Origin of the sequence: Paenibacillus taiwanensis DSM 18679 (assembly GCF_000425125.1) — a bacterium.
GTDB lineage: Bacteria > Bacillota > Bacilli > Paenibacillales > Paenibacillaceae > Paenibacillus_B > Paenibacillus_B taiwanensis.
The window spans coordinates 253,493-280,077 of sequence record NZ_AULE01000024.1 but is presented as its reverse complement, the minus strand read 5'-3'; the positions used below and the strand labels follow the sequence as shown (position 1 = coordinate 280,077).

Genomic DNA, 26,585 nt, shown 5'->3' with positions numbered 1-26,585 from the left:
CTGCAAATCCCTCATTGTGCTTACAAATTTATGACTTCAATTGTCGCACAAATTCACAAATTTGCAAGACCCCTGCACGGGAAGTATCTGGGTTTAGCAGCAGTGGGATGGCATTTTCAATTTGTCTAACGATCGCACTGCCGACAATAACTCCGTCACAGTGCGGACGGAACCGACGCACATGCTCAGCCGAGGAAATGCCAAAGCCAACGCCAATCGGCAACGTCGTGGAAGCGCGCACTTCGTCCAAGAACGCTTCTACGTTCGTTTCAAATGTGTCCCGTGTTCCAGTCACCCCAAGCGATGAGACGCAGTAAACAAAGCCACGTGCAGCATTTACGATTCGCTGAATTCGCTCTTTTGATGTTGGAGCAACGAGCGGCACAAGGTGTACGTGATAACGATCAGCAATCTCCAATACCGGACCGCTTTCTTCTACGGGTAAATCAGGAATGATAATACCGCTAATCTCTGCTTCCGCTAGCGCCTGAAATAATGGCTCCAGTCCGTACTGAAGCACAGGATTGTAATAAGTAAATAAAATGTAAGGAATATTAGCACCTTGTAAACGCGCTTGCTTGGCTAATTCGATCCCGTCACTAATCGTAATATGATGCTGCAAAGCCCGAGCCGACGCCTTTTCAATTACAGGCCCATCCGCTAATGGATCGGAATAAGGAATTCCGAGCTCAATTGCATCTGCACCTGCTTCTTCCATGCCGAGCAGCAATTGCAGCGTAATTTGTCTGTTCGGGTCTCCTACCGTAATAAAAGGGATGAGCGCTGTCTCCCCTTTGCTCTTTAATGTTGCAAATGCAGTATCGATTCGGTTTTCTTTTTGAACTGTTGAATTTGTATGCCCTAGCTGAGTCATTCTACTCGCCCCCCAATTCCAATGCTTGCATAATCGTACCTACATCTTTGTCGCCTCGACCGGATAAGCAGATCACAAGAAGCTGATCTGGACTCATCACTGGCGCGAGCTTTACTGCATGTGCAATCGCATGTGAGGACTCCAATGCCGGCAAAATCCCCTCTGTTCTGCATAACAACTGTAGCGCCTCAATCGCCTCTCTGTCTGTAATCGGTACATATTCGGCACGTGCGCAATCTTTTAGATGAGCATGTTCAGGTCCGACCCCAGGATAGTCTAGTCCCGCTGAGATGGAATGTGCTGGCTGAACCTGGCCATGCTTGTCTTGAAGCAAGTAGCTGAGTGATCCTTGAAACACGCCTGGGCGGCCAAGTGTCATTGTTGCCGCATGCTCCTCGGTATCAATCCCTTTTCCAGCCGCCTCAACACCTATCAGTCTGACCTGTTTGTCTTCAATAAAGGGGTAAAACATGCCCATTGAATTGCTCCCCCCACCAACAGCAGCCACTACAGCATCTGGCAATCGCCCTTCCATCTCAAGCAATTGTTTCCGTGTCTCATCACCGATGATCCGTTGAAAGTCTCTTACGATCATCGGATAAGGGTGCGGTCCAACAACGGAACCTAATATATAAAACGTATCTTCGACATGACTGACCCAGTAGCGCAGCGTCTCATTGCCTGCATCTTTAAGCGTCCGTGTGCCAGATAACACAGGAACGACTTCCGCCCCAAGCAGCCGCATCCGAAATACATTAAGCTGCTGACGCTTCATATCCTCCTCGCCCATAAACACTTTACATTCCATGCCAAGCAGTGCGGCAACCGTCGCCGTGGCAACACCGTGCTGGCCCGCTCCTGTCTCCGCGATAACTTTACGCTTCCCCATACGCTTAGCAAGCAGCGCTTGGCCGATCGTATTATTAATTTTGTGAGCGCCAGTATGGTTTAAATCTTCGCGCTTCAAATATATTTTCGCACCGCCTAGTTCTGTGCTCAGCCGTTCAGCGTGATACAAGGCGGTAGGTCTGCCTGAATAATTTCGCAGCAAATGGATCAATTCTTTCTGAAAATCAGGATCATTCACATACTGCTTATAAGCTTCCTCCAACTCAAACAGTGCGTTCATCAATGTCTCTGGAACGTAACGGCCCCCAAATGATCCAAAGCGACCTTGTAAATCCGGATAGGTGTATGTGTTCGTCGTATTAGTTGAGCTTGTCATAAGATCTCACCCTTTCTATGAATGAAGCCACTTTCGTTATATCTTTTAATCCATTGGATTCAACCCCACTGGATACGTCTACTCCCTGTATCGAATATTGTGAAAGAAGATCGCCTACATTGTTCGCATCTAATCCCCCTGCCGCATACAGCGGTAATTGCAATTGATGTGCCACTGCTGCGTATGCCGGAATGACTTCCCATGCAAAAAGTTTGCCTGACCCACCGCCATGCACCGGATCATGTGTGTCCAACAGTAACAGGTCCACATTACGGCTGCATCTATCCAGCGCAGACAACTGCTGTGTTGCTTCTTCCTTCAGTGTATATGGGTTTTGGTTTAGCGGCGCAACGCGGGACTTTGTTATCGATATCGTGCTCCATATTTGAACATCCCACCGTTCTTTTATCCATTGATAGATGTCAGTGTCTTCAACATGGTGTAATTGCACAGCCTGAAGTGGAACACGGTCTAACACTTGCTTCAATTCATCACGCCCTGCTTTTGCAAACACACCCACTGTTTGTGGGACAATCGCACTTGACGTTTGAAGGTGAGCAATTAGTCGCTCACCTTCAAGCGGAGTAACCTGACGCCTGCTCGGTGCAAACACAAAGCCGATATGATCTGGCCTTAAGGCAGCTACTTGACATAAAGTACGGACATCGGTCAACCCGCATATCTTTACTTTCATCGTGCTCCTCCTAGCTTTTGACTTGAAAAGAGGCGTTCTCCACCCCGCTCATGAGCTCGTTTACGGCTGCTCCAACCTCCACTTGACGCATAAAATGTTCACCGACAAGGACGGCGTCTACTTGCTGCGCTGCCAACGCTACGAGATGCTCCGGCAAATGAATACCACTCTCGCTAATTAAGACACGCCCGTCTGGTACAAGTGGGAGCAGCTTCTCTGTCTGCATAATATCCGTTACAAAAGTATGAAGGTTCCGATTATTAATTCCCACTAACTCCACACCCTCTAAAGCATTCACTCTCGCCAGCTCGGCCTCATCATGAACTTCGACGAGAGCTTCCATTCCCAGCTCAAGCGTAACACGGTGTAGATGCTTAAGCTCATCATCGTTCAGGATCGCCGCAATAAGGAGAACGGCATCAGCCCCAATTATGCGGGCCTCAAGCAGTTGCTCTTCGCTTATAATAAATTCTTTACGCAGCAAGGGAAGCTGCACTTCCGCTCTCACTTTTTTAAAGATATCATTTCCACCTTGAAAATAAGACACGTCTGTCAGCACCGATAATGCATCGGCACCTGCTTCAACATATTCACGCGCTATCGCAACTGGATCAAAGTTAGGTCGAATCAGCCCCTTGGATGGAGAGGCTTTTTTTACTTCTGCGATCAGACCGACTGCCCGTTTGCGCTGTATGGTTAACGCCGCTTTCAAGGAGCGGACAGGTGGCATACTTGCCGCTGCTTGCTCTACTTGTTGACGATTCATCGTCTGGCGCAGTTTAGCTACTTCGTCTTGTTTAGTCGCTACAATTCGATTAAGAAACATGACTTAAACCTCCTGTCGTTTCAATCCATTGTTCAAGCTTATATAATGCCTTTCCACTGTCAATTGCGACCGCTGCTGCATGGACTCCTTCTGCAATCGAGTCTGCTTGGCCGGATACATAAATGCAAGCACCAGCATTGGCCAGTACAATATCCCGATGTGCGCCATGCTCACCGTGCAATATTCTATTTATAAGAGCTGCGTTTACGTTCGCATCACCGCCAAGTACATCATTCAGCGGCATTGTCGCTAGCCCCATTTGTTCTGGCGTAATGTCATAAGTTAGGATATCACCATTTCGTAATTCGCTTATCCTTGTAGGCGCAGACAAGCTTATTTCATCCAAGCCATCTTCACTCGCTACGACCAAAGCCCGCTTTAGGCCCAGTTCACGTAATACGGCTGCAACTGTATCCGTCTTTGTACGATCATATATGCCAAGCACCTGTCGATCAGCTCCGGCAGGATTCGTTAGCGGCCCGAGCATATTAAATACGGTGCGCACACCTAATTCCCTACGTGGTGCAGCAGCATGCTTCATCGCAGGATGGAATACTTGTGCAAACATAAAGCAGATGCCAATTCGGTCAAGGCAATCTGCAGCTTGCTCACTACTAAGTTGAATGTTCACCCCTAACGCCTCCAAGACGTCTGCGCTGCCTGCTTTGCTTGAAGCCGAGCGATTGCCATGTTTTGCAACACGTACATCTGAGGATGCTGCTAAAATGGCGGATGCCGTAGAAATATTAAATTTATGAATACCAGAACCACCTGTACCACACGTATCCAGAAGACGATCTCTTGTAGTAACTACCTGATGCGCACGGCTGCGCATTGCTTCTGCAAAACCAGCAATTTCATCAACTGTTTCCACCTTTAGCCTCATCCCCGCCAACAAAGCACCGATCTGAGCCGAAGTGGCCAGCCCTTCCATTATATCTTCCATAACTGCTCGCGCCTGCTCCCTTGATAGATGGTTGCCTTCCAGCACAAGACGTAACCCTTCCTTTACCCGCTCATCTGTATGCATCATTGCATCCCCCTCTCTATTTCCAAGCCTGGCTCAACCTGTAAGTAGTAATCCCAATTCACTTGGGTGCACCCCGAAGGGGATGCAATTCGGTTATTATTGTCTTGTTGATGAAGCTGCTGACTGAAAATTAGTTCTGCTCGTTCAATGGCCACCAGCATTCCTTTTGCTTTATTAACGGTTTCTTCGTATTCTTTCTCCGCAATTGAATCCCACACGATGCCAGCCCCTGCCTGCACATAAGCTTTACCATGTTTAAAGATGATCGTTCTGATCGTAATGCAAGTATCAAGATTTCCATTAAAGCCTAAATATCCGATCGCACCCGCATAAGCTCCGCGCGCTTCGTGCTCCAGCTCTGCAATAATTTCCATCGCTCTAATTTTCGGGGCGCCTGATACGGTTCCAGCAGGCAAACAAGAAATGAAGGCATCAAAGAAATTTTGATCTGCGCGTAGTTGACCGGATACGTTAGACACGATGTGCATGACGTGCGAGTAACGTTCAACATTCATATAAGAATCACATTGAACCGAGCCGTACTCGCATACACGTCCAATGTCATTTCTTCCGAGGTCAACAAGCATGATGTGCTCAGCCCGTTCCTTCTCATCTGCGAGAAGTTCCTGCTCCAGTGCCTTGTCGCTTTCGACCGTACTTCCTCTTGGCCTTGTGCCTGCGATTGGCCGTGTCTCCACGCGATCTCCCTTCACCCGCACTAACGCCTCCGGTGAAGATCCTACAAAAGTTTCTTCCCCCATTTTGAGCATATACATGTAGGGGGATGGATTCGTTATACGCAGCATTCGATACACATCAAGCGGCTCTGCCTGCGTTATCCGCTCAAATCTTTGAGACAGCACCACTTGAAACACGTCTCCGGTCCGAATATACGCTTTCGCCCGTTCTACTTTATCCATAAAGGATTGCTTGGTTTCGTTGCTGCGCAGTGAACTGCTAGACGTCGACTGCTGGTCTGTGAACTCCGCATGGGGCATCGTTCTTAACGTATTGGTTAGCGGTGCTGACAATAAGCAAATTAACCGCTCCAGCTTTAGCTTAGTCTCCTCATACAATGACCTGATGACAGAGGCTGCCGCATGCTCTGGAATGTGTATGTTCACCATGACCTGCATTTGCTGCTTGACATGATCAAATGCAATTAGTTGATCACAAAACATAAACTGAATATCGTTCATGTTGAGATCATCCTTCGTATGACGAGGCAAGCGTGTTTCGTATTGCTGCATCAGATCATATCCAAAAAATCCGATCGCTCCGCCAGTTAAAGGTGGCAACCCCGCAATATTCGGGCTCTTGTATTGCTGCAACAAGCTTTGCAGTGCTTCTAGCGGTTTATTTTCTATGCAGCGCTGTCTGCCTTGCTCAACTACAACGTTCACACCGTTCTTTCCTTTAAAAAGCAGAAAGGGGTCTGTGCCAATAAAAGAGTAGCGAGCCCACTGGGTGCCTCCCTCCACACTTTCCAGCAGGAATGCATACTTCTCATGTTGGAGCCGTTGGAACAACCGTATCGGAGTTTCAGTGTCTGCAACTATTGTGCAGCATAAGGGAATCACATTATATTGCTTGGATAACTCAAGAACTTGATCAATATGGGGATACATCGTCCTTCACTCCTTTCAGTCCATGAGCCTGAATAAGCTCATTTAGCATGGACAGAGTGCAACAAAAAAACCTCTACGCACAGTAGAGGTTGTTGTAAATAACGATGAAATTATTAGTGAGTAGGTGAATACGCCCCAGGGTATAGATAATATGCCAGAATAAAGTCTTGTTTAACCCAAGACATTGCATATAATCCGCCTGAACGAATTCAATAAGATAGGCTCTAATTCTTAGCTCTGCTCTGCTCAACTAATCTCATCTAAACTATACTCTGCTCAACTCTGCTACTGTCAATATACAACAACAGCATCGCATTCGTCAAACGTTAAGATAAGGTTTGGGTACGCTCCACTAGATCTGGTCGCAATTTGGCCGCTTCATTCAAATAAATGTGATGAATTTCTGCCTGGGTTTTGTCCGTATTTACATTTAACATAATTCGAATACACATGGGCAAACTGCCCGCCACCGGTATTTCCAATGAACACATGATAGGGACCAGTTCCCAGCCTTCAATCGTTCTGACTGCACGGGCTGGAAATGTCGCATCCAGATCTTGTGTCATCGTAATCCACACATGCGAAATTTGCTCGGGATCAATTGTATTCTCTTGTACAATTTTGTTTAATAGCTCTGTCGTCGCCAATAGAATCTCATCGGCATCGTTAGTCGTTACAGTAGTAGCTCCTCTTATTCCCCTCACGAGCATCTTATTCTCTCTCTCCTTTCAGCTGATCAACGATTTCCCGCACTAAAGATACAGCTACGTCGCGCCGGATATCCACAGCCCCAATCGCAGTTGGCACTACAAACACCATCTGACCCTCACTAAACTTCTTATCATGCATCATCGCCGACATAATAGCATCTGTGTCATAATGAGCCGGAATTGCTGTTGGCAGGCCAAATGCCTCCATAAGTTCACGTGTGCGTGTCTCGATTGCCGGATCTTCCCCGAGACGAGCCGCAAGCATGGCAGATCCCACCATACCAATCGCAATGGCTTCACCATGAAGCAATTCACCATATTGGCCAACGGCTTCCAAAGCATGACCGATCGTATGCCCCAGATTAAGGATCGCTCGCAAATCATTTTCCCGCTCATCTTGGGAAACAACTTGTGCCTTCACACTACAGCCCGTGTATAATCCGTACTGTAAACTTTCTCTGTCCAAATTAAGTAACTCAGCAGCATGCTCACCACACCAAGCAGCGAAATCAGCATCCCAAATAAGGCCATGCTTAATCATCTCTGCCAATCCTGAACGAATGTCTCGAATGGACAACGTACGCAACGATTCTGTATCATAAATGACCATTTCTGGTTGATGAAATGCACCGATAATATTTTTGGCGAGCGGGTGATTAACAGCAACTTTACCGCCGACGCTGCTATCATGCGCTAATATGGTCGTAGGCATTTGCACAAACCGAATACCGCGCATATAAGACGCCGCCACAAACCCTGCCAGATCACCGACAACGCCGCCCCCAAGTGCAACAATGGTTGACTTGCGATCAAGTCCAGCTGCCAACGCTGCCGTCACACAGTGCTCCAGTTGGGATAAAGACTTCGACGTCTCCCCTGACGGCACAATATATTGTGCGACCCGATATCCAGCCGCCTCTAGCGAAGACTTCACCGTGTGTAAATGGTACTCTGCCACATGTGTATCGGTAATGATAAGAACGGGACTTTTCGATGTAATGTTTGCCAACTGAAACAACTGCCCAGAACGGACAAGCAGGCCTTCTCCTATCCAGATTGGATAGGAGCGGCCATTTATATCGACGGATAATTCCGCAGCCATCACTTGTTCATTTATGTTCATCCGCATCACCTAATAGCGCGCAAGCTGCGCTAAATAGTTCTCATAATTGGCTCTGATCTCTTCCATTGAGTCTCCACCAAACTTCTCCAAGAAGGCCTTCGCCACTTCCCATGCAACGACATTCTCCAATACGACACTTGCCGCCGGAACAGCACACGCATCTGAGCGTTCAACTTGCGCTGTAAAGGCTTCCTTCGTATCTATATCGACGCTGCGCAGCGGCTTATACAAAGTAGGTATAGGCTTCATGACACCACGGACCACGATCGGCATTCCATTTGTCATGCCTCCTTCAAAGCCTCCCAAGCGATTAGTGGCACGTGTGAAGCCACGACTCTCATCGTATTCAATCTCGTCGTGCACTTGTGAACCACGCAAGCGACCTGCTTCAAATCCAATGCCAATCTCAACACCTTTAAACGCGTTGATCGACATAACTGCCTGTGCGATTCGTCCATCCAACTTACGATCATATTGCACATGACTGCCTAAACCGATAGGAGCACCCTCGATCATACATTCCACGATGCCGCCAATAGAATCGCCATCTTCTTTGATCTGGTCGATATAAGCCTCCATCTTTTGTTCTGTCTCCTTGTCCACAACACGAACCGAGGATTGCTCTGTACGCTCAATAAGCTCATCGATAGGCAAGTTATGTGCGGGCGCCTCAATCTCGCCAATCCGAATCACTTGACCTGCTACCTTAATGCCAAAGGCAGCCAGCAATTGCCGTGCAAGTGCTCCACAGGCCACACGGGCAGCGGTCTCACGTGCGCTGGAACGCTCAAGCACATTACGCAGATCTTTAAGCTCATACTTCAAACCACCGTTCAAATCGGCATGTCCTGGACGCGGACGATGAACACGACGTTTCTCCTCATCAGTTCCTTCGATCGGCTCCACGTTCATAATTTTCATCCAATGCTTCCAATCGTTATTCTCAACAATAAGTGCAATTGGTGCGCCTGTTGTGCGTCCATGACGGACTCCACCTGCTATAGTTGCTGTATCCTGTTCAATCTGCATACGACGACCGCGGCCATATCCCTTCTGGCGACGATGCAATTGGAAATTCAATTGTTCAAAATCAACGGCCATATTGCTTGGCATTCCTTCAATGATGGCAGTCAATTGTGGTCCGTGTGTTTCCCCTGCTGTTAAATAACGTAAACTCACGTGTGTTCCCCCTTTGACTGTGCTGCGTTGAATTGCTAAAATCTCAATCTCTTTTGCTCATTATAGTATAGGCGGCAACGTTTGACAAGAAAACAAAAGCACGCCCCGCCTCGCCTGTATGGCTGTGGAACGTGCTCGTACGTATAGGTAGCACTTATATTCATTTTGTGAAGCTTAACTTTACACTTTTTTGAAGAGGAAACCGAATGAAGAAGATACTTGATCACTTGTACCAGTCCATGCGCCCGCGCTGCTATTCGTATCCAAACGTCCTTCCAGTTGCAGCTCGCCGCTTTCGTGAGCGATCTTGTTCCAAGCCTTATCTTGCTGAAGCCAGCTCTGCAAAGGGCTTAACTCCAGTCCTAGTATCTGCGCGCATTCCTGAAGGGATAATTCACCTCGATAATAGGCCGATATGACTGTTCTTTTATCCATAGTTGTTCCTCCGTATGTGGTCCGAATATCCAAATCATGTACGTTGTGCGCAACTGCTTGCCCAGCCGTTACTATCAGTATCGGATATTAGCCACTACCTTATACGGTGGACTTAGCTTTACGGTAGAAAAAGGTCTCCATCGTCTCGAATTCATATTGGGCCGGATTAAAAATTTGCTCTGTGCTGCCTACGAACAATACGCCACCAGGTCGCAACGCCTTCGAAAACTTGAGATACAGTTCATGCTTCGCTTCTTCGGTAAAATAGATCATCACATTGCGGCAAATGATAAGGTCGTATCCACCGTCAAATGTATCAGATAATAAATTTTGTTTGCGGAACGTAATTGACCGCTTCAACTTGTCTTGTACGCGGTACATTTCATCTTCCTTGTGAAAATATGTATCCTGAAAAGACGTAGGCACATCTTTTAGCGCACGCTCCATATACAAAGCTTCCTTTGCTTTAGCTAATGCGTTATCGTCGATATCACTTGCAATCATGGTAGTTGTGTTAAGCAAGCGCGCTTCGTCTAATATCATAGCTAGCGTATACGGTTCTTCCCCTGTTGAACATGCAGCACTCCAGCAGCGCAGATTTCGATTTTGTGCTGACAGATAAGGAAGTACTCGCTCACGCAGCGTTTGCCATCGATTCGGGTTTCTCCAAAATTCGGAGACGTTAATCGTCATCCGATCTAAAAACTCATAAAACAACTGTTTATCAGCATCCATTGATCTAAAAAACGCCTCAAACGATTCATATCCATTTTTTACTCGAAGTGTATTTAATCTTCTGCGCATCTGTGCTTCCTTGTAAAGGGCCAAATCTATGCCACTCTTCTTGCGCACCTGCTCAATAAATCGATAATAATCTTTAGTTTCCTCGTCTGTGTAGACGATGGTGCGTGCTTGTAGTTCTTCCAGGCCAGAAGCCGTATCTGAGCGGTTCATGCCTGTTCGAACATTCTTGTTGTCCATACTTCGTTCACCCCGTAAATGTCGCTATCTTTATAAATCAAGTCTACCGTGAACTGCATTAGCAGCTGCTGTTGTAAGAAATAGAAAACACGGTCGAATGTTAAACATTCGCCGTGTTCTTCGATGTTCCTGCTTCATGTAAGCTCTTACATCTATTCGCAACAAAAAAGATAATAATTCCGACTTAAATCCAAGGCTCTATCGCACGCTCAAATTGAACAGCGTCCGATTCTTCAAACATGTTACCAATCTCGCGGGCAGCGCTTTCAGGGGAATCCGATCCATGAACCAAGTTAAAATTCGTGTGTGAAGCATAGTCGCCACGAATCGTGCCTGGCTGTGCATCCGCAACTTTCGTCTTGCCAATCATAAGACGCGAGAGGGAAATAATATCATCGCCTTCCCATACCATGGCGAACACCGGACCGGATGTAATAAAGTCTACTAATTCTCCGAAGAAAGGTTTCTCGCTGTGCTCAGCGTAGTGAAATTCCGCTTGTTTACGTGAAATAATCATTACTTTGCCGGCAACAAGCTTGAAACCCTTGCGTTCAAAGCGGCTTACAATCTCTCCGATTAGACCGCGTTGTACGCCGTCTGGCTTAACCATGATGAATGTGCGTTCCATACGTTCACTCCTCGATACATGTGAAGTTGTCCAACACACGCATTATACCAGATATTTCTTGTATGTACACTATTTTTGTTCATCATTTTGTTAAAAGTTTAGTGGGATCGATTGGCAATAAAGTGAGCGATGTCACGTAAGCTTTTGCGAGCACGTCGATCAGGCAAATGCACAAGTGCATCTAACGCTTTCTGCATATAACGATTAGCCAATTGCTCCGCTTCGTAAATACCTTTACTATTTCGAATAATTGATAATGCTTCCGACACATCGGTATCTCCATTATGCTGATGAATCCGCTGAATCTCTGCTAACAAAGGACGACGGATGCTTTGTTCCTGCAAAGCAAACAAAACAGGCAATGTAATGTTGCCTTGTTTAATATCGTTGCCTGGCGGCTTGCCAATCTGAGCCTCCGTACCCGTCAAATCAAGCACATCATCGCGGATTTGAAAAGTCATCCCTACATTGTATCCATATCGATACAGCAAATGACTCGTCTTTAAATCCGACCCTGCCGCCAAAGCGCCCAATTGACAGCTTATCGCAATTAGAATAGCTGTCTTTCGGCGAATGCGCAGTAAATATTGGCGGACCGACTGTTCTGTATTAAAGAAATCACGAATTTGCTCCATCTCTCCAATACACATTTGTACCATAGCTTTTGATAAAATCTTGTGGATATGCGGATTTTCAAGCTCCGTAATCATCGTCAGAGCTTTTGCATAAATGTAATCGCCCGTGTACATGGCAATACGATTGTCCCATTTTGACTTAACCGTCAAATTGCCCCGTCTCGTATCTGCATCGTCAATCACATCATCGTGCACCAACGAAGCCATATGGATCAACTCAAGAGGAACAGCCACCCGCTTTAATTGCTCTAAATCATATGTACCAAACTTGCCGGCGAGCAATACGAATACAGGCCGTATTCGTTTGCCCCCAGACTTTAACAGATGCAACGACGTCTCATTTAGCAGTTCGTGATCGGATACAATCGTCCGTTCCAATTCACGTTCAATAAAGGAGACGTCATTTTTCATCGTTGCATAAATGTCCCACAGTTTCATGCTTTCACCTAACCAACCGTATTTTCCGACCAAATATCTAAATGAACTTTGTGATCAATAAGCCCTAATTCATAAGCATATTCAAAATAAAGCTGCAAGCCTCTTTGCTGCTCTGGACCAAAATCGTAATTCAGGTGATGAAAATAATGACGCCAATATGCCGCATCCCCACCAATCTGCTGAACGGCATCTTGAACCAGCGGTTCTGGATTAGCGATGCTAAGCTGCTTGCTCGCTTCAAAAGAATCAACAATACAACGAATATCTTCTGGATATCGTTTGATTGCTTCCTTACGGACCGCCCATACCGCAAATGTCATCCAATGCTTCGTAAAATGATTCCAGCGCTCGCCAAGATCAATTACTTCATACTTCCCATGCTCTCGGTTCGCCCAATAAGCACGAATAGCATGATCACCGATCAATAACGCACCGTCTGCTTGGGACATCATTTTATCAATATTAGGGTCCATAGGCAAGTAAGAAGGCTTAGCCTTATAAAACTTCTCCGCTATAATCTTGAGCAAATTAACAGACGTAGCGGAAGTTGTAGTTAAGGCAATGGTACCATTTAATGCTTCCTCAAGCGGTTTGTTTAAAAATAGTAATATTGAATTGACCGCACCATGCGCGCTTACGGACAAATCAGGAAACAAAGCATATTGATCACTAGAAACCCCATAGGCAAATGCCGAAATAGGCCCCATATCTATGTTACCTTCACGCATTGCCTGATTAAGCGTGGAAGGAACAGCCGGAATCATTTCAATCGCAGCTTTCGTATGTTGGGGGTTAAAATGATAAAAAATAGGCCATACATTCGTATAATTGATACGTCCTATTCGGATACAGCCCTCACTATGATGCGATGCAAACGGATGATTATTCAATAGTCTCCCCCCACCTCGTGAACAGTTGATGCTCAATGCGCATGCTGTCTAATACTTTGCCAACAAGGAAATTGATGATATCATCTAACGTTTGTGGTCGATAGTAAAATGCAGGCATAGCAGGTATGATGCGTACTCCCATTCGAGACAGTTTCAGCATGTTTTCCAGATGAATGGCATGCAGCGGTGTCTCCCGTGGTACGATAATGAGCGGTCGGTCTTCCTTCATCATTACATCTGCTGCTCTTGCCATAAGATTGTCGGAGGCACCTTGAGCAATCGCTGACAACGTTCCCATAGAGCAAGGCATAATAATCATGCCTTTTACTCGGAATGATCCGCTTGCGATGCTCGCACCGATATCTTGAATCGGATGATACTGAATGTTAGGGGCTTGTTCACCAAAAGCCTGCTCAATCGCAACTTGCCGCTTGGTGACCTCCCAATCCAGTTCTTCCTTTAACACACGCCAGCCAGCATCTGATATGAGAAGATGAACAAAATGCCCTGCTTCAAGCAAGGCTTGAACGAGACGAACACCATAAATAGCGCCGCTCGCTCCTGTAATACCTACCACATAACGATCTTGTTTATCCACTACTGCAACACCACCAAATCCAAGAGGGTAAATCCGAATACGACGATGCTAAGCACACCATTCATCGTAAAAAATGCCGTATTCAATTTGGTCAGATCATGCGGCTTCACAATTAGATGTTCATAAATAAGAAGTCCGCACGCAATGACCATACCAATAATGTACCACCAACTTAGACTTGTCATAAATGCCAACATCACAAAGCCGATTGCCGTCACAATATGAAACCAACGCGCAATACGTAATGAGCGAGGTATTCCGAATCTTACGGGAATCGAATGCAAGCCTTCTTTCTTATCAAACTCGTAGTCTTGGCAGGCGTAAATAATATCAAAACCTGTTGTCCAGCACGAAACTGTCAGGAAAAATACGATCGCAGTCCAGTCCATCACATTGGTGACCGCAACCCAGCCCCCCAGTGGCGCTAACGCTATCGTTAAGCCAAGTATAACGTGACAAAGCCAAGTGAACCGCTTCGTAAAGGAGTAGAAAACTAACATAAAGACAGCAATGGGTAATAAATAAAAGGATAATGGCTCTAGCATAGCTGCTGCCCATATTAGTAATCCAAATGACACGCCAGTAAAGAGTAGGACTTCGCCTGCCTTAAGCAATCCAGCAGGTATCGCACGATTCGCCGTACGTGGATTCTTAGCATCAATAGCCGCATCTATGACACGGTTTAATGCCATTGCAGCGCTTCGTGCACCTACCATCGCCATCAGCACCCAGCCAATCTGCGACCAGCTTGGCAAGTGCTGATGTACAACCATAGACCCAAGCAATGCTCCCATAAACGCAAATGGGAGCGCAAATAACGTATGTTCAATCTTGATCATCTCAAGGAATATTCGAATTTTCTTAAACATGGTCCTTCCCCTTTGTTCCTATATGCAATGCCGCGATGCCGCCTGTGAATGGTTTGGCCTCAACACGCTCAAGACCTGCTTCACGAAACATCTGGGCCAGTTGAACATGGTCAGGAAATGTGGTCAAAGATTCAGGAAGCCATTTGTACTGATCGTATCGCTTGGCGATTAGCTTGCCAAGCAGCGGAAGCATGTTGCGGAAATAAAAATAATATAACCCTTTAAATGGCTGCCAAGTTGGCTTGGACAATTCCAAACATACCACCTTGCCGCCTGGTTTGACTACACGTCTCATCTCTCGAATCACTTGCATAAAATCAGGTACGTTCCGTAATCCAAAACCAATCGTCACAAAATCAAAGCTATCGTCTGCAAAAGGAAGGGCCATTGCATTGCCCTCTATGAGCTTAATCTGATTGTGCAACCCTAGCTTGTCCACTTTCTTCTGCCCAAAGGACAGCATGTGTGGACTAAAATCCAAACCAGTAATAGCACCGGTCTGACTTGCTTGTGCAAGCTGAATCGTCCAGTCACCTGTACCACAGCATAGGTCTAATGCGGTCTGACCTGGCTGTACGTTCATCTTGCGCATCGTATAGGCGCGCCAAGCCTTGTGCCGACGGAAGCTCAAAATATCGTTCATAATATCGTACTTCGGCGCGATGCTCTCGAACACCGCGTGTACGTGTTCTTCCTTGGACTTGCCCGTCTTTGGCGAATGTGTATTCACGTTCACGTCACCTTGTCCTTTCATCGCCTGCTGTCATATTGTGTGTATTATCCGTGCTGCGGAGCACTGCTAAATGAAGGTATAGTTGTCGAATTCGATACATAAGGTGCATCGCTAGACACATATCCCAAATCAACAAGCAGGTCTGGGCTGCATAAGGCTATCGCTTGCTCATACTTGAGCTGTGCTTTATGCACCAGCTTAGATAATTGTAGTTTGCAGTCGTACTTGTCCATTAGCTGCATCCACGAAGTCTGGTCGAGGCTCCGACTCATCAGCAATTGCCGTTCATCCGAACTTGCATTATGCAAAATATGCCAAAACGACCAACTGCCTTCAAATGAATTAAAATCGTGAGCACGAATTTGCTCCTGCTCCATCACTTCGACTTCTGACAAGCGATGCAGTAGCGAATCCCACTGTGAAAGATCCTGTGCCAACAGACGTTCATCAAAGGCATGAAATAAGCATTGCTTCAAGTTAATACAATCTTGTAAATAACTTTCCGCTGTTAATTTCCACTGCCTCATCTTCTCTACCATCGTCATCTTCATGCGGTTCACTTCACATACCGCTCGACTTAACGAGCGGATCGCCTCCACTTGTCCCGCTTGCGCTAATAAATGATAAAAACGGCTGCTGAAATAATCGCCTGCAAGCACTTTAAGCTGCCTGGAACGCATATTGCGGTCATCTTTATCCGCGGCCATCTCTACCCCATCATGCGTATCGAGCCCCAACTGAACCAATGAAGTGACAACACAGGCGAGCTCGCTAATATGGCTATTCGCTCGATTGCGCTGTAAAAAGGCGAACAGCATCGCCGCGCGTGCATTAGCTAATGCCGGCAGCTCTGTGTGCGCCTGAATCATGTCATGCTCGACATACCGTTGAACGAGTTGCGGTATATGATAACCTTTCATGTAACTGCCTCCGAGTGCTGTCATCCTTCTGGATGTCGTGATCTAAATTATTATAGCATATGTTTCGTTTAATCGGACATATTTTATTGACAAATCAAAACCGAAGTGCAGGTGAACGCAACTTCCAATTGGATACGCTAATCCTCCACTTCATAACAGCTGTCACCATTCGTTATCGCCTGGGTGTTGAAAATTTCTGGAGCCAAAGTGGGGTGTATGTCAAGCGCAGTGCACGAACTGTTTCAGCTGAAATTCCGCCATTTGCATGCTTGATTTCCTGAAGTCGTTCCGAGGTAACCTCTTCACGCAGTGTATCTACCGCAAGCAGCACATGCTTTTTGCGTAAACGCTCATCTTCCAGCACAATTCTTAACTGCAAGCGGTTGACATTACTTGTTTCGTTAAAGCAGAAGTACATCCAGTGATGAAGCTCTTCGTATAAAATATTAGCATTTTGTACGCTTGAGGATACTTTGATATCCATTGACAACCTGCCATCTGGACTAAGCTGAACGCGTCGTATCGGCAGCGAGTAACCGCTGCTAATCAGCTGATCCACGATATGATCAGAATCAAGCGTGATCGTTGACTGTGAGGGCGTAAACACCGCCACATCGTTCCGTACTTCTTGCTGCTTCTGTCCTAGCGAGGCAAGCATTCCCAATCCAACCGTACCACCTACGGTTATGAGGAGAGACAAGACTATTAAGCGAAGCTTTTGCAATGCAATTCACCTCTTATCGTCAACTCCTTGCTTCCATCCTAGTTTCGACGTATGCAAGGATGTCCATACCTCATTGTACAATGAAAAAAAGCAGGCTATGCCTGCATTATTCATCTGTATCCGTATGAACGACACCGTGCTTGGTCATTACGATTGCTTTGCCGCGAATTTTCACTGCTGATGTGTGGTCTGTAAACTGAGCTACAAGCACCTCATTCTTATCTAACTTCTCCATATGATGAAAGCGGGTATCTTGACCACGAGTCAAGCCTATAACTTGAACACCCTGTTCTTTCGCTTTAACGACAATAAAATCATTCTGCGATTGTTCCACGTCTATGTCCTCCTTCTCACAATTACCTGATCCTATATAAGTAATGATGCCCGCAACAAGGAAGCTTGTCAACCGGGATCACGTATTCACTCTGTTCTCCATTACCCTCATAAACAAGCAAGCCGTGACGATCGTCACGGCTTGCCATCGATGGATACTATGTAAGCTAACAAAAGTCGCCGACCGTAATAGTTACTTGATTCCGTCTTTCAACGCTTTACCAGGTTTGAAAGCAGGTATCTTGCTGGCAGGGATCTCAATTTCTTCCCCTGTCTGCGGGTTACGCCCTTTGCGAGCGGAACGTTCGCGAACTTCAAAGTTGCCAAAGCCAACAAGTTGAACCTTGTCACCGTTCTGGAGTGCGTTCGAAATAGCTTCGAATACCGCATCAACTGCTTTTGTTACATCTTTCTTGGACAACTCGGTCGCTTCTGCCACTTCATTAATTAATTCAGATTTGTTCATGTTAAGCTCACCTCTCGATTCTAGTATGCCAATATCCCTTTTGTGCACGGATTCATGACAATTTATACATCTGAATATGCGATATCTTATTCTTGATGGCATATTCCGCTAATTGGAACAAATTTATAGTAATATACACGATTCACAAATGCAAGGGCATTCCTGCTCTTTTAAGAATACATTAAGCTTTACGCGACCTTTGAACTACATAAAATGTGACCGCCAAGGCCATAATCAGCACAGTCCCTTTGACGATGTCATGTGTGTAATATTGCAGATTCATCATCGTGAGCCCGTTAACAAGCACACCAATCAGCACAGAGCCTACAAACGTACCTAAAATGTTCGGCTTGCCCGCGCCTAATACTGAAAAGCCTACAAACACAGCTGCTACAGCCTCCATCAACAACGGAGCACCTGCATCAATTTGACCGGTACCTACCCGTGACGCATACAAAATTCCTCCAATAGCGGCGCAAACTCCAGACAAGACATATGCCCATGTACGTATACGCTTGACTCGAATACCTGACAACCTTGCGGCTTCTTCATTGCCCCCTGTCACATACATTTGTCTCCCAAAACGGGTATAAGCAAGCAGCACATGTGCGGCTATTACAGCAACAATCATGAGCAGAACGGGGATCGGGATCGAGAAACTTCCAATGTAAAACTCACCCTGCCCTATGAGCAAAAAGGTATCTGACATCTTGCCAGGCGCCTTGGTTCCGTCTTGAAACTGCATATGATTATAAATGGAATACCCCTTCGTATACGTTTTGTGTATACCAGCAATGATGTACATAACCGCTAACGTCGCGAGCAGATCCGGAATTCTGAATTTCACGATAAATAAGGCATTTAATAGTCCGATAGCAGCACCTATCAAGATTGGTGCGAGTATAACAACTGCCAGCGGCATTTCATACCAAATCATCATTGCAGCAGTCACTACCGTTGTCAGCGAAACGGTTGATCCCACTGAGAGATCAAATCCATCCACAATAAGCGAAAATGTGACACCAATCGCCACAAATGTAACAATTGAAATAGAACGTAAAATATCAGCAATATTCGAACCTGTAAAAAAATATTCCAATCTCACTGTGAAAAAGGCGATAACGCCCATAATGACGATAATTGCGCCATAACGAAACAAAAAAAGCAACAGCTTATCTTTGATGTCCATGTTCATGTTTGCTGTTCTCCTCCCTGCCAGCACTTGCATAAAATAGCAGTTGTTCCTGCGTAACTTCTCCCCGCTCAAACTGCTTGACGAACTTCCCATCGCACATGACGATGATACGATCTGCTATGCCACATGCTTCGGAAAACTCACATGTAAAATAAAGGATACTTTTTCCCTGCTGTGCAAGTTGACCAATAATACGAAAAATGTCCCCTTTAGCTCCGATATCAACCCCTTTGGTAGGTTCATCAAACACATAAACAGCTGCTGATGTTTCTATCCATTTTCCGATTGATACTTTCTGCTGGTTGCCCCCACTTAAATACTTGACTTCACTCTCGACAGAAGCCGTCTTAATCCCCAAACGTTCGACAACTGTACTGCTCCACTGTTGTTCGACGTTACGAGAGATATGTCCAAATCGTGTGAACTTATGCAGTAACGGCAGACTCAGATTCGCCCTTACAGATTCATGGACAAAAATGCCTTGTTTGCGCCGTTCCTCTGGAATGTGGACGATCCCCACTGATAACGCTTGTGCAGGCCCTTTAAAGCTAACCTCGTGGCCTCTGATCATAAATTGCCCCGCTTCTGGTTGATCTGCGCCTCCTATTAGACGAGCGCATTCCGTCTTGCCGGCACCCACCAGCCCAACGATAGCGACGATCTCGCCAGCCTTAACCGACAAGTCTACTCCCTGCACTTTGTTGCCCAAGCGAAGGCCGCTTACTTCCAGTACTACATTTCCGATCTCTGCCTCTGCCTTCGGAAACTCTTCTTCGAACGTCTTCCCTAACATTTCGTGAACGATACGAGCTTGAGTGCTACTTTTCGTTAATTCCTGGTATACAAGTCTACCGTCTCGCATCACGGTTACCCGATCACATTCTGCAAACACTTCAGGCAGCCGATGGGTAATAAAAATCACGATGATCCCCCGATCACGCATCGTGCGCATGACTCTAAATAGCGTCTCTGCTTCTTCTTGACTAAGCGGTGCAGTAGGTTCATCGAAAATAACTACTTTGGCTTGTTCGACCAGTGTTCTGGCGATTAATACCATCTGTTTCTCTGCAAGCGACAACTCACCCACTTTTTTATGTAACGGCAGCGCTACACCGAGTTCCTGACACGCCCGTTCTGCCTCCATTCGAATGGAGGAGGGCTTCACCCACCATGAATGTGTGCCATAGGACAGGCGGTCCAGCATGACATTTTCCGCTACCGATAATTGTGGTATTAGCGCCGTATCAACTTCCTGATACACACAATGAATGCCTATTCGCTTGGCATCAGCAGGTGTATGAAGGTGAATAGCTTGATCGTTTAATTCAATCATTCCTTCATCCAAGCTGTAGGCTCCCGATAATATTTTCATTAAAGTGCTTTTACCCGCGCCATTTGCGCCAAGTAACGCATGAATTTCGCCGCCATATGCGACAAACTCCACTTGATGCAAGGCTTGGTTACCGTTAAACGACTTCCCTATACCGCTCATACGAAGCAAGGAACGGGACACGCTCCTAACAGCGTCTCCCGTCTTCCTATCACGCTCATGTTCGGCCTGTATAGCTGCAAACTTGCTTCTTGTTAGCTTAATTCCCATTCGCTCACGCCTTTGTTTACATGTAGTAGCTCATCTACAGACTCAATTGATCATTTCTTGTATGCACTCATCCAGTCTTGTTCGCCTTGTTGACTACCGCTCCAGCCCTTTACATATTGACCGAGCTCAGTAGTTGATACCTGCTTATCTGTTGGTAAATCTTCACGTTTCACAAATACGGGCTCCAAAACAACCTTTGCCTCTGGCTTCTCTCCATGCAGCTGCTGATACAAGTACCGTACCTGAATGCGACCGATATCTTTTGGATCTACAGCTGCCGAGCCAACCCACGGATTGTTTTTGTCTTGTATCATTTGCAAATCTTCATCACTCATATCAATCCCATAAACCTTAATATCTGTACGCCCCGCCTGCTGGATAGCACGTGCTGCCCCTTTAGCAAATTCATCATACGCGGTCCATACCGCAGCGATATCGCCTTTCTTCGGATATTGCTTCAGAATCGCTTCCATCTTGGCTTGTGTATCCAACGCGGTGTTGCTTGTCACTGAACCAAATGCAGCTACTTCCTTAATATCGGGATATTTGTCCAGAAATGCCTTATAAGCCAGTTGACGCCGTTCCATTGGCGCATAACCCGCAACCCATACCTTTACGATGTTGCCTTTCCCGCCAATATCTTGCGCCAGCTGCTCTAGCGTCATCTCCGCCATCTTTTGATCTCCCTGCTCTAGCACGGTTACACCAGGGATGTCCAACAAAGCGTCAAACGCAACAACTGGTGTTTTTTGTGCAAGTGCTTTGTTAACGCCTGAAATAAGCGAATCAGGACTGCCGTGATCTGTTAAAATGCCATCAAACTTCTGGTTCACTGCCATATCCAATTGTGAAGCCATCTTTGCTTTATCGTTTTCTGCAACAAAAGTCGTTAATTCTCCCCCAAAACGGGCTACCTCTTCCTTGACGCCTTCTAAATACTGTTGGGAAAAGGTTCCTGTGTTAAACTCCATCACGAGTGCAATTCGTTTGCCTTTCAAATCGACTGCATCTGACTGTTTCGTTTCAACTGCAACAGTGCTGCCTTCACTTGAACTACCGGTAACGTTCGGCTCACCAGCTGTCTTCACGCCGCATGCGCTCACAAGCAGCGCCATCATTAGCAGCATCGTCATCATAATCCCTTTTCCACGCTTCGTGCTTTCCATCTGTTGTGTCTTCATCCTCATGTCCCCCTCTAGTTCCTGTACAGTCTGATTATGACATCCATCATTTACCTCACGAATCATTAAGCAATAATATATACGTTAATTCCGAGTATGTAAATCGGTTTATTGAAAATAAATATATTTTTTTGAAAATAAATTGCTCATTTTCATTTATAAACCGCTTTCATTCACTCGTTTTTTTATGATTTACATACAAAAAACCCGTCAGAGGCACTTATTCTCAAAGTGTCCAGCTGACGGGTCGCAGTTTAGATCCGCTTATTGTTATAAAGTTATTTCCGTTGTCTATGCCATGCTGTTCCATCACGATTAACTCGCATGAAACAGAAAATAGCAAGCGCTATGACTTCGGTTGTTCTGCATCTTCATGTGATTGAAGTGCAGCATCCAGCAGCGCGTCAAACAGTTCATCGTCCTGTTCAAGACGCTCGTCCAACTTCGTATATTCGTCCTCGTCACCTGATTGTGACGTAAAATGCAAGCTGTAATCCCAGTCACGACCGTTCTTGCTGAAAAACGAGATCTCATACGGATAATGAAATCCTTCCAACTTGAAGATGACGTTGCCTGTAAATTCATTCTCTGCGATCTGCTTCAAAGCAGCTTGCTCGATGTGTAAACTCATGCCTATCCCTCTCTTTTTACATTCTCAAGGTTAAACCCCTGCCTCATCATTATTTATCATACCCTAAAATGAGCATTTGCACATTAGCTGTTTTTGCTTGGAGGTTGAACAAATGTAATCCATAAAAAAGCTCATTCGGTGCAGACCACGAGGCCTGCTCGAACGAGCTTTTACACACCATATTTTAGCGCCTACAAAATAATCGCAATTAACCCGCCTGAGCCTTCGTTAATGATGCGGCCAAGAGTTTCCTGCAGCTTGTAACGCGCATTGTCAGGCATCATCGCAATTTTGCCCTGAATACCTTCGCGGACTATCGAATGTAAGGAGCGTCCGAATATGTCGGATTCCCAAATCTTCGTAGGATCATTCTCAAAGTCCTGCATTAAGTATCTCATCAGCTCTTCGCTCTGTTTCTCTGTTCCAATGATCGGTGCAAACTCCGATTCCACATCGACTCGAATCATATGAATAGAAGGTGCTGTTGCCTTCAGGCGTAGTCCGAATCGAGAGCCTTGTCGAATCAATTCTGGCTCATCCAGTGCCATCTCTGTCAAGGTTGGCGCAGCGATACCGTAACCGGTCGTTTTCACCATCTCAAGCGCTCCGGCAAAACGATCGTATTCACGCTTGGCATGAGAGAATTCCTGCATCAATTGCAGCAAATGGTCTTTGCCGCGAATTTCAACACCAACAACTTCCATCAATATTTGATCATACAGCTCATCAGGTGCATACAAATCAATTTCCGCAACACCTTGCCCCATATTCATACCGCTCAGACCTGCTCGAGCAATAAATTCATATTCTAAAAACTGCTGTACTACACGGTCCACGTCTCGCAAGCGACGAATATCTTTAACCGTATCGCGAACAGAGTTCTCGTAACTAGAACGGAGCCAATGTTGATCGTTTAACACCATTACCCAGCTTGGTAAATTTACGTTGACCTCATGAACTGGGAATTCGTACAATACCTCTCTCAGAACTCCCATCACATCTTCTTCACCCATCGTAGCGGCGCTGACCGCCATGACCGGAATATCATATTTTTCTTGAAGCTCACTGCGGAGCGCCTGCACCTCTTCACTTTTAGGCCGCGTCGAGTTAATAACAAGCACAAATGGCTTTCCAACTTCTTTCAGCTCATTAATGACTCGTTCTTCTGATTCTACGTAAGAGCTGCGTGGTATTTCAGCAATTGTGCCATCTGTTGTCACAACAACACCTAGTGTAGAATGCTCCTGAATAACTTTACGCGTTCCAATTTCCGCCGCTTCCTGAAATGGAATCGGCTCTTCAAACCAAGGTGTATTAATCATACGCGGACCGTTGTCATCTTCGTATCCTTTGGCGCCTGCGACCGCATAGCCGACACAGTCTACGAGTCTTACGTTTACCTCAAGACCTTCTGCTACTTGGATTTGAACAGCGTTGTTCGGAACGAACTTCGGTTCTGTCGTCATTATTGTCTTACCGGCTGCGCTTTGCGGAAGCTCATCCACGGCGCGGATTCTGTCAGACTCGTTCGTAATGTGAGGCAGAACCACCGTTTCCATAAAGCGTTTAATAAATGTCGACTTCCCCGTGCGGACCGCACCAACGACCCCGAGGTAAATATCCCCGCCGGTACGCTCGGCAATGTCCTTAAAAATGTCCACTTTCTCCAATGATATCCCCTCCTCAAATAATTCCCGACGGACATGAAGACAACATCCGCCTCACGTCCCTCAGAAACGATTGGCACCGTTGCTAGATTAGAGCTGTTGCCGTTGTCGCCAGTGTCGCCGCCGAGTTAGAACGTCGTACATATGCATTGCGACGCAACTCGTACATGCTTTGGACTAATATCATCATATTGAGAAAGCGGACCAAATATGACGACTGGACAAACTTTTTTTAAAGATCCGCCAACGCAATTCCCAATCTCGTCTCTTAAATGGCACGTATCCATTGCCTTCCTGCACAGATATATGTGGATTAGACTATTTTTATACCTACTACATATGTGTAGCCCCCTGCATACACAAAAGAACCTCAGCATCCCCTAAAAAAGGGAGTCGAGGTCCTTGCTTCAACTCTTGTTTAAGACAGCTTAAATTTCTGAAGCTCACCTTGAAGCTGCATCATGTCCTGCCGCAGCTTATCCGCAGAACGTGTTAACTGCTGTACAATGGCCATTTGTTGCATCGAATCGGTCTGGACTTCATCGGCATTACGTGCACTTGTTTCTGCAATTTGAGACAAATTATCAACGGAAGCCGCTACCTCTTCACTTCCTGCGGATATTTGTTGGGACACCGCTGACACCTCTTGTACCTGCTCATTCACTTCATTCACGTGGCTTAAAAGCTGCTGGAAGCTCTCACTAGCTATTTTAACAACTTCGCTGCCCTTCTCTACTGACTCGGCGCTTATTTCCATTGAACCAGCCAAATCCTTCATCCCTTGAACAAATGTTTGCAGCGTACTAGATATTTGTTCCGTTGACGCTCTCGTTTGCTCTGCCAGCTTCCGCACCTCTGACGCTACCACACCAAATCCACGCCCATGCTCTCCTGCTCTAGCCGCTTCAATTGAAGCGTTCAACGCAAGCAAGTTTGTCTGCTCTGCAATGTTAGCAATTAAAGCAACAACCTGTTCCATTTCAGCGGTATGCTTGGTCAGTTCTCGGCTTAAAGTAGTGGACTCCGTTACCGATAAATAAATTTGATCCATTTGGCGCATCGTTTCCTGCGTATATTCATCTCCCGATCGAGCCGCTGACGACGCACTTTCACTCAAGGTTGAAATGTGATAGGTAGATTCCGCGATTCGCTGAATACCAATCGCAATTTCATTCATTGCAATCGTGCTCTCTTCCGCCCCCTTTAACTGGGAAGTCGCCCCAAGGGAGACTTGAGACATTGCCTCTGCGATTCGTTGCGCAGAACGTGACGATTCATCCGCTACTTCGACTAATTGAGCTGAGGAGTCCGTCACTTCATCCGTTGTCTGTTTCACATTGGACACTAATCGCTGAATGTCCTTGACCATCGTATTAACGCTTACCGCTAACAATCCGACCTCATCCTTTTGGGACACGTCCAAGGATACAGTAAGATCGCCTCCGGCAGCGGCTTGAGTCACCTTTACCAATGCTTTAAGCGGTAAAATAACTCTCCTAACGGCAAATAACATAATGGCAACAAACACGATACCGATAACTCCACCGATAGCGATATTTTTCCAAAATATAGAATTAAGCTCTTTATCAATATATTCACTATTAAAATCAACAGCAAATATTGCTTTCACTTTATCCTTTTCCTTGATAGGTGCCAATATCGTTATCCATGTATCCTCACCCTCCGTATATTTATCACTAGTGCTGAATGTATTTCCTGCGACCAGCACTTTTTCGTAGGCAGTTGTTAATGCAGGGGGCAATTCATATATGGAACCAGGCGTGTGGCCTAACGCAGCAAAAGATTTATTGGCATTTAATATTTTAGTCTGTACAACCCCATTCTTTTGTTCGCCATTAGGTGAAAGCAAATAGGCGTTATTTATAAAGTCCTTCCGCAGCATGCTGTTTAAATTTTCATGAATCCAAGACATCTCATCTCCAACGATGTATGAATTGGCGTCCGCCCGATAAAGTCGATCTTCTATTTTAACGATATTGTCATCCTCAATCATTATTTGCTGGAGTAGCGACTGATGTACGGACTCGATCTTGCTTGTAAACTGATTTTTGCTATCTTGATAACTCATGATTGTATGTATACTAGTCATAAGTACGACCAAAATTGCAACCATCAAAATGAGCCTTACCATAACACTCATGTTTTTCATGCAGACTTTCTCTCCTATCCGATTTTTATTTTTAATGAGGTACATGACGTTAGATTACGCTCTTCTTTATCGACATCAGCAGGCTTTTTTTTAAGAGCAAAACTCATCATTTTTAAATTTTAATCTTTTTCTCATTTTTGAACATCTGTTAAACACGAAAAAGACGCCCAGCTTCTGCTGGACGCCCTTTATTAGGAGTGAA

At 45.8% G+C, this 26,585-nt stretch carries 27 protein-coding genes; all 27 read right to left on the bottom strand.

The window, feature by feature from the left end:
* Window positions 1-28 precede the first annotated feature (28 nt).
* The 27 genes from trpA to H509_RS0105730 all read right to left on the bottom strand — a co-directional run bounded on the left by trpA (window position 29) and on the right by H509_RS0105730 (window position 26,383).
* The gene (gene trpA / locus H509_RS0105860; protein ID WP_051286837.1) at window positions 29-874 is read right to left on the bottom strand and encodes a tryptophan synthase subunit alpha; all 846 of its coding nucleotides are present in this window, start codon (window positions 872-874) and stop codon (window positions 29-31) included.
* Between the two features lies 1 nt (window position 875).
* Entirely contained in the window at window positions 876-2,099 is a 1,224-nt protein-coding gene (gene trpB, locus H509_RS0105855; protein ID WP_028544264.1) for a tryptophan synthase subunit beta, read from the bottom strand.
* Window positions 2,083-2,793: a phosphoribosylanthranilate isomerase gene (locus H509_RS24385; RefSeq protein ID WP_036696343.1), complete on the bottom strand. Its 711-nt coding sequence runs from the start codon at window positions 2,791-2,793 to the stop codon at window positions 2,083-2,085. The genes trpB and H509_RS24385 overlap by 17 nt, the downstream gene beginning before the upstream one ends.
* 10 nt (window positions 2,794-2,803) lie before the next feature.
* Window positions 2,804-3,619: an indole-3-glycerol phosphate synthase TrpC gene (trpC, locus tag H509_RS0105845; protein ID WP_028544263.1), complete on the bottom strand. Its 816-nt coding sequence runs from the start codon at window positions 3,617-3,619 to the stop codon at window positions 2,804-2,806.
* On the bottom strand, window positions 3,609-4,649 hold the full coding sequence (gene trpD, locus H509_RS0105840; protein ID WP_028544262.1) for an anthranilate phosphoribosyltransferase: 1,041 nt from the start codon (window positions 4,647-4,649) through the stop codon (window positions 3,609-3,611). Before trpD ends, trpC begins: the two co-directional genes overlap by 11 nt.
* Window positions 4,649-6,277, bottom strand: coding sequence for an anthranilate synthase component I (gene trpE / locus H509_RS0105835; RefSeq protein WP_028544261.1), 1,629 nt, complete (start codon window positions 6,275-6,277; stop codon window positions 4,649-4,651). Before trpE ends, trpD begins: the two co-directional genes overlap by 1 nt.
* Before the next feature lie 326 nt (window positions 6,278-6,603).
* Window positions 6,604-6,987 carry a chorismate mutase gene (aroH, locus tag H509_RS0105830; protein WP_028544260.1) on the bottom strand — a complete coding sequence of 128 codons (384 nt, stop codon included), beginning with the start codon at window positions 6,985-6,987 and terminating at the stop codon, window positions 6,604-6,606.
* 1 nt (window position 6,988) lies between these two features.
* Window positions 6,989-8,110 (bottom strand): 3-dehydroquinate synthase, encoded by a 1,122-nt coding sequence (aroB, locus tag H509_RS0105825; protein ID WP_028544259.1) that lies wholly within the window; start codon window positions 8,108-8,110, stop codon window positions 6,989-6,991.
* Window positions 8,111-8,119: 9 nt separating this feature from the next.
* On the bottom strand, window positions 8,120-9,289 hold the full coding sequence (gene aroC / locus H509_RS0105820) for a chorismate synthase (protein WP_028544258.1): 1,170 nt from the start codon (window positions 9,287-9,289) through the stop codon (window positions 8,120-8,122).
* A gap of 180 nt (window positions 9,290-9,469) precedes the next feature.
* A complete protein-coding gene (locus H509_RS28140; protein WP_036696340.1) occupies window positions 9,470-9,724 on the bottom strand; it encodes a hypothetical protein in 255 nt (84 codons plus the stop codon).
* Between the two features lie 99 nt (window positions 9,725-9,823).
* Entirely contained in the window at window positions 9,824-10,705 is an 882-nt protein-coding gene (locus H509_RS0105810; RefSeq protein ID WP_245595986.1) for a CheR family methyltransferase, read from the bottom strand.
* Between the two features lie 184 nt (window positions 10,706-10,889).
* Window positions 10,890-11,333: a nucleoside-diphosphate kinase gene (ndk, locus tag H509_RS0105805; RefSeq protein WP_028544256.1), complete on the bottom strand. Its 444-nt coding sequence runs from the start codon at window positions 11,331-11,333 to the stop codon at window positions 10,890-10,892.
* Window positions 11,334-11,431: 98 nt separating this feature from the next.
* A complete protein-coding gene (gene hepT / locus H509_RS0105800; protein ID WP_028544255.1) occupies window positions 11,432-12,406 on the bottom strand; it encodes a heptaprenyl diphosphate synthase component II in 975 nt (324 codons plus the stop codon).
* 8 nt (window positions 12,407-12,414) lie between these two features.
* The gene (locus H509_RS0105795; RefSeq protein WP_036696335.1) at window positions 12,415-13,296 is read right to left on the bottom strand and encodes a menaquinone biosynthesis protein; all 882 of its coding nucleotides are present in this window, start codon (window positions 13,294-13,296) and stop codon (window positions 12,415-12,417) included.
* The gene (locus H509_RS0105790) at window positions 13,289-13,894 is read right to left on the bottom strand and encodes a UbiX family flavin prenyltransferase (protein WP_028544253.1); all 606 of its coding nucleotides are present in this window, start codon (window positions 13,892-13,894) and stop codon (window positions 13,289-13,291) included. Before H509_RS0105790 ends, H509_RS0105795 begins: the two co-directional genes overlap by 8 nt.
* Window positions 13,894-14,763, bottom strand: coding sequence for a UbiA-like polyprenyltransferase (locus H509_RS0105785; protein WP_028544252.1), 870 nt, complete (start codon window positions 14,761-14,763; stop codon window positions 13,894-13,896). Before H509_RS0105785 ends, H509_RS0105790 begins: the two co-directional genes overlap by 1 nt.
* Entirely contained in the window at window positions 14,756-15,517 is a 762-nt protein-coding gene (locus H509_RS0105780) for a demethylmenaquinone methyltransferase (RefSeq protein WP_036696332.1), read from the bottom strand. The genes H509_RS0105785 and H509_RS0105780 overlap by 8 nt, the downstream gene beginning before the upstream one ends.
* A 23-nt stretch (window positions 15,518-15,540) precedes the next feature.
* Window positions 15,541-16,416 carry a heptaprenyl diphosphate synthase component 1 gene (locus H509_RS24375; RefSeq protein ID WP_051286836.1) on the bottom strand — a complete coding sequence of 292 codons (876 nt, stop codon included), beginning with the start codon at window positions 16,414-16,416 and terminating at the stop codon, window positions 15,541-15,543.
* A gap of 172 nt (window positions 16,417-16,588) precedes the next feature.
* A complete protein-coding gene (locus H509_RS0105770; protein WP_157277479.1) occupies window positions 16,589-17,140 on the bottom strand; it encodes a hypothetical protein in 552 nt (183 codons plus the stop codon).
* Between the two features lie 106 nt (window positions 17,141-17,246).
* A complete protein-coding gene (gene mtrB / locus H509_RS0105765; RefSeq protein WP_028544249.1) occupies window positions 17,247-17,474 on the bottom strand; it encodes a trp RNA-binding attenuation protein MtrB in 228 nt (75 codons plus the stop codon).
* A gap of 192 nt (window positions 17,475-17,666) precedes the next feature.
* A complete protein-coding gene (locus H509_RS0105760) occupies window positions 17,667-17,939 on the bottom strand; it encodes an HU family DNA-binding protein (protein WP_028544248.1) in 273 nt (90 codons plus the stop codon).
* A gap of 181 nt (window positions 17,940-18,120) precedes the next feature.
* Entirely contained in the window at window positions 18,121-19,122 is a 1,002-nt protein-coding gene (locus H509_RS0105755; RefSeq protein WP_028544247.1) for an ABC transporter permease, read from the bottom strand.
* Entirely contained in the window at window positions 19,112-20,626 is a 1,515-nt protein-coding gene (locus H509_RS0105750; protein ID WP_036696471.1) for a sugar ABC transporter ATP-binding protein, read from the bottom strand. Before H509_RS0105750 ends, H509_RS0105755 begins: the two co-directional genes overlap by 11 nt.
* 158 nt (window positions 20,627-20,784) lie before the next feature.
* Window positions 20,785-21,915 carry a sugar ABC transporter substrate-binding protein gene (locus H509_RS0105745; RefSeq protein ID WP_028544245.1) on the bottom strand — a complete coding sequence of 377 codons (1,131 nt, stop codon included), beginning with the start codon at window positions 21,913-21,915 and terminating at the stop codon, window positions 20,785-20,787.
* Between the two features lie 346 nt (window positions 21,916-22,261).
* Entirely contained in the window at window positions 22,262-22,546 is a 285-nt protein-coding gene (locus H509_RS0105740) for a hypothetical protein (RefSeq protein WP_028544244.1), read from the bottom strand.
* A gap of 191 nt (window positions 22,547-22,737) precedes the next feature.
* A complete protein-coding gene (gene spoIVA / locus H509_RS0105735) occupies window positions 22,738-24,216 on the bottom strand; it encodes a stage IV sporulation protein A (protein WP_028544243.1) in 1,479 nt (492 codons plus the stop codon).
* A 415-nt stretch (window positions 24,217-24,631) separates the two neighbouring features.
* Complete coding sequence (locus tag H509_RS0105730) at window positions 24,632-26,383, bottom strand: methyl-accepting chemotaxis protein (protein ID WP_028544242.1); 1,752 nt, start codon at window positions 26,381-26,383, stop codon at window positions 24,632-24,634.
* Window positions 26,384-26,585 lie beyond the last annotated feature (202 nt).

Bases quoted from the DNA above. Each gene is read 5' to 3' on its own strand.
- trpA (WP_051286837.1), bottom strand. From the start codon at position 874: ATGACTCAGCTAGGGCATACAAATTCAACAGTTCAAAAAGAAAACCGA.
- H509_RS0105785 (WP_028544252.1), bottom strand. From the start codon at position 14,763: ATGTTTAAGAAAATTCGAATATTCCTTGAGATGATCAAGATTGAACAT.
- H509_RS0105780 (WP_036696332.1), bottom strand. From the start codon at position 15,517: ATGAAAGGACAAGGTGACGTGAACGTGAATACACATTCGCCAAAGACG.
- H509_RS24375 (WP_051286836.1), bottom strand. From the start codon at position 16,416: ATGAAAGGTTATCATATACCGCAACTCGTTCAACGGTATGTCGAGCAT.
- H509_RS0105745 (WP_028544245.1), bottom strand. From the start codon at position 21,915: ATGAAGACACAACAGATGGAAAGCACGAAGCGTGGAAAAGGGATTATG.
- aroH (WP_028544260.1), bottom strand. From the start codon at position 6,987: ATGCTCGTGAGGGGAATAAGAGGAGCTACTACTGTAACGACTAACGAT.
- hepT (WP_028544255.1), bottom strand. From the start codon at position 12,406: ATGAAACTGTGGGACATTTATGCAACGATGAAAAATGACGTCTCCTTT.
- trpD (WP_028544262.1), bottom strand. From the start codon at position 4,649: ATGCATACAGATGAGCGGGTAAAGGAAGGGTTACGTCTTGTGCTGGAA.
- H509_RS0105730 (WP_028544242.1), bottom strand. From the start codon at position 26,383: ATGAAAAACATGAGTGTTATGGTAAGGCTCATTTTGATGGTTGCAATT.
- aroB (WP_028544259.1), bottom strand. From the start codon at position 8,110: ATGAACATAAATGAACAAGTGATGGCTGCGGAATTATCCGTCGATATA.
- H509_RS0105750 (WP_036696471.1), bottom strand. From the start codon at position 20,626: ATGAGCGGTATAGGGAAGTCGTTTAACGGTAACCAAGCCTTGCATCAA.
- trpE (WP_028544261.1), bottom strand. From the start codon at position 6,277: ATGTATCCCCATATTGATCAAGTTCTTGAGTTATCCAAGCAATATAAT.
- H509_RS0105760 (WP_028544248.1), bottom strand. From the start codon at position 17,939: ATGAACAAATCTGAATTAATTAATGAAGTGGCAGAAGCGACCGAGTTG.
- trpC (WP_028544263.1), bottom strand. From the start codon at position 3,619: ATGTTTCTTAATCGAATTGTAGCGACTAAACAAGACGAAGTAGCTAAA.
- trpB (WP_028544264.1), bottom strand. From the start codon at position 2,099: ATGACAAGCTCAACTAATACGACGAACACATACACCTATCCGGATTTA.
- H509_RS0105740 (WP_028544244.1), bottom strand. From the start codon at position 22,546: ATGAGTTTACACATCGAGCAAGCTGCTTTGAAGCAGATCGCAGAGAAT.
- H509_RS28140 (WP_036696340.1), bottom strand. From the start codon at position 9,724: ATGGATAAAAGAACAGTCATATCGGCCTATTATCGAGGTGAATTATCC.
- ndk (WP_028544256.1), bottom strand. From the start codon at position 11,333: ATGGAACGCACATTCATCATGGTTAAGCCAGACGGCGTACAACGCGGT.
- H509_RS24385 (WP_036696343.1), bottom strand. From the start codon at position 2,793: ATGAAAGTAAAGATATGCGGGTTGACCGATGTCCGTACTTTATGTCAA.
- H509_RS0105810 (WP_245595986.1), bottom strand. From the start codon at position 10,705: ATGGACAACAAGAATGTTCGAACAGGCATGAACCGCTCAGATACGGCT.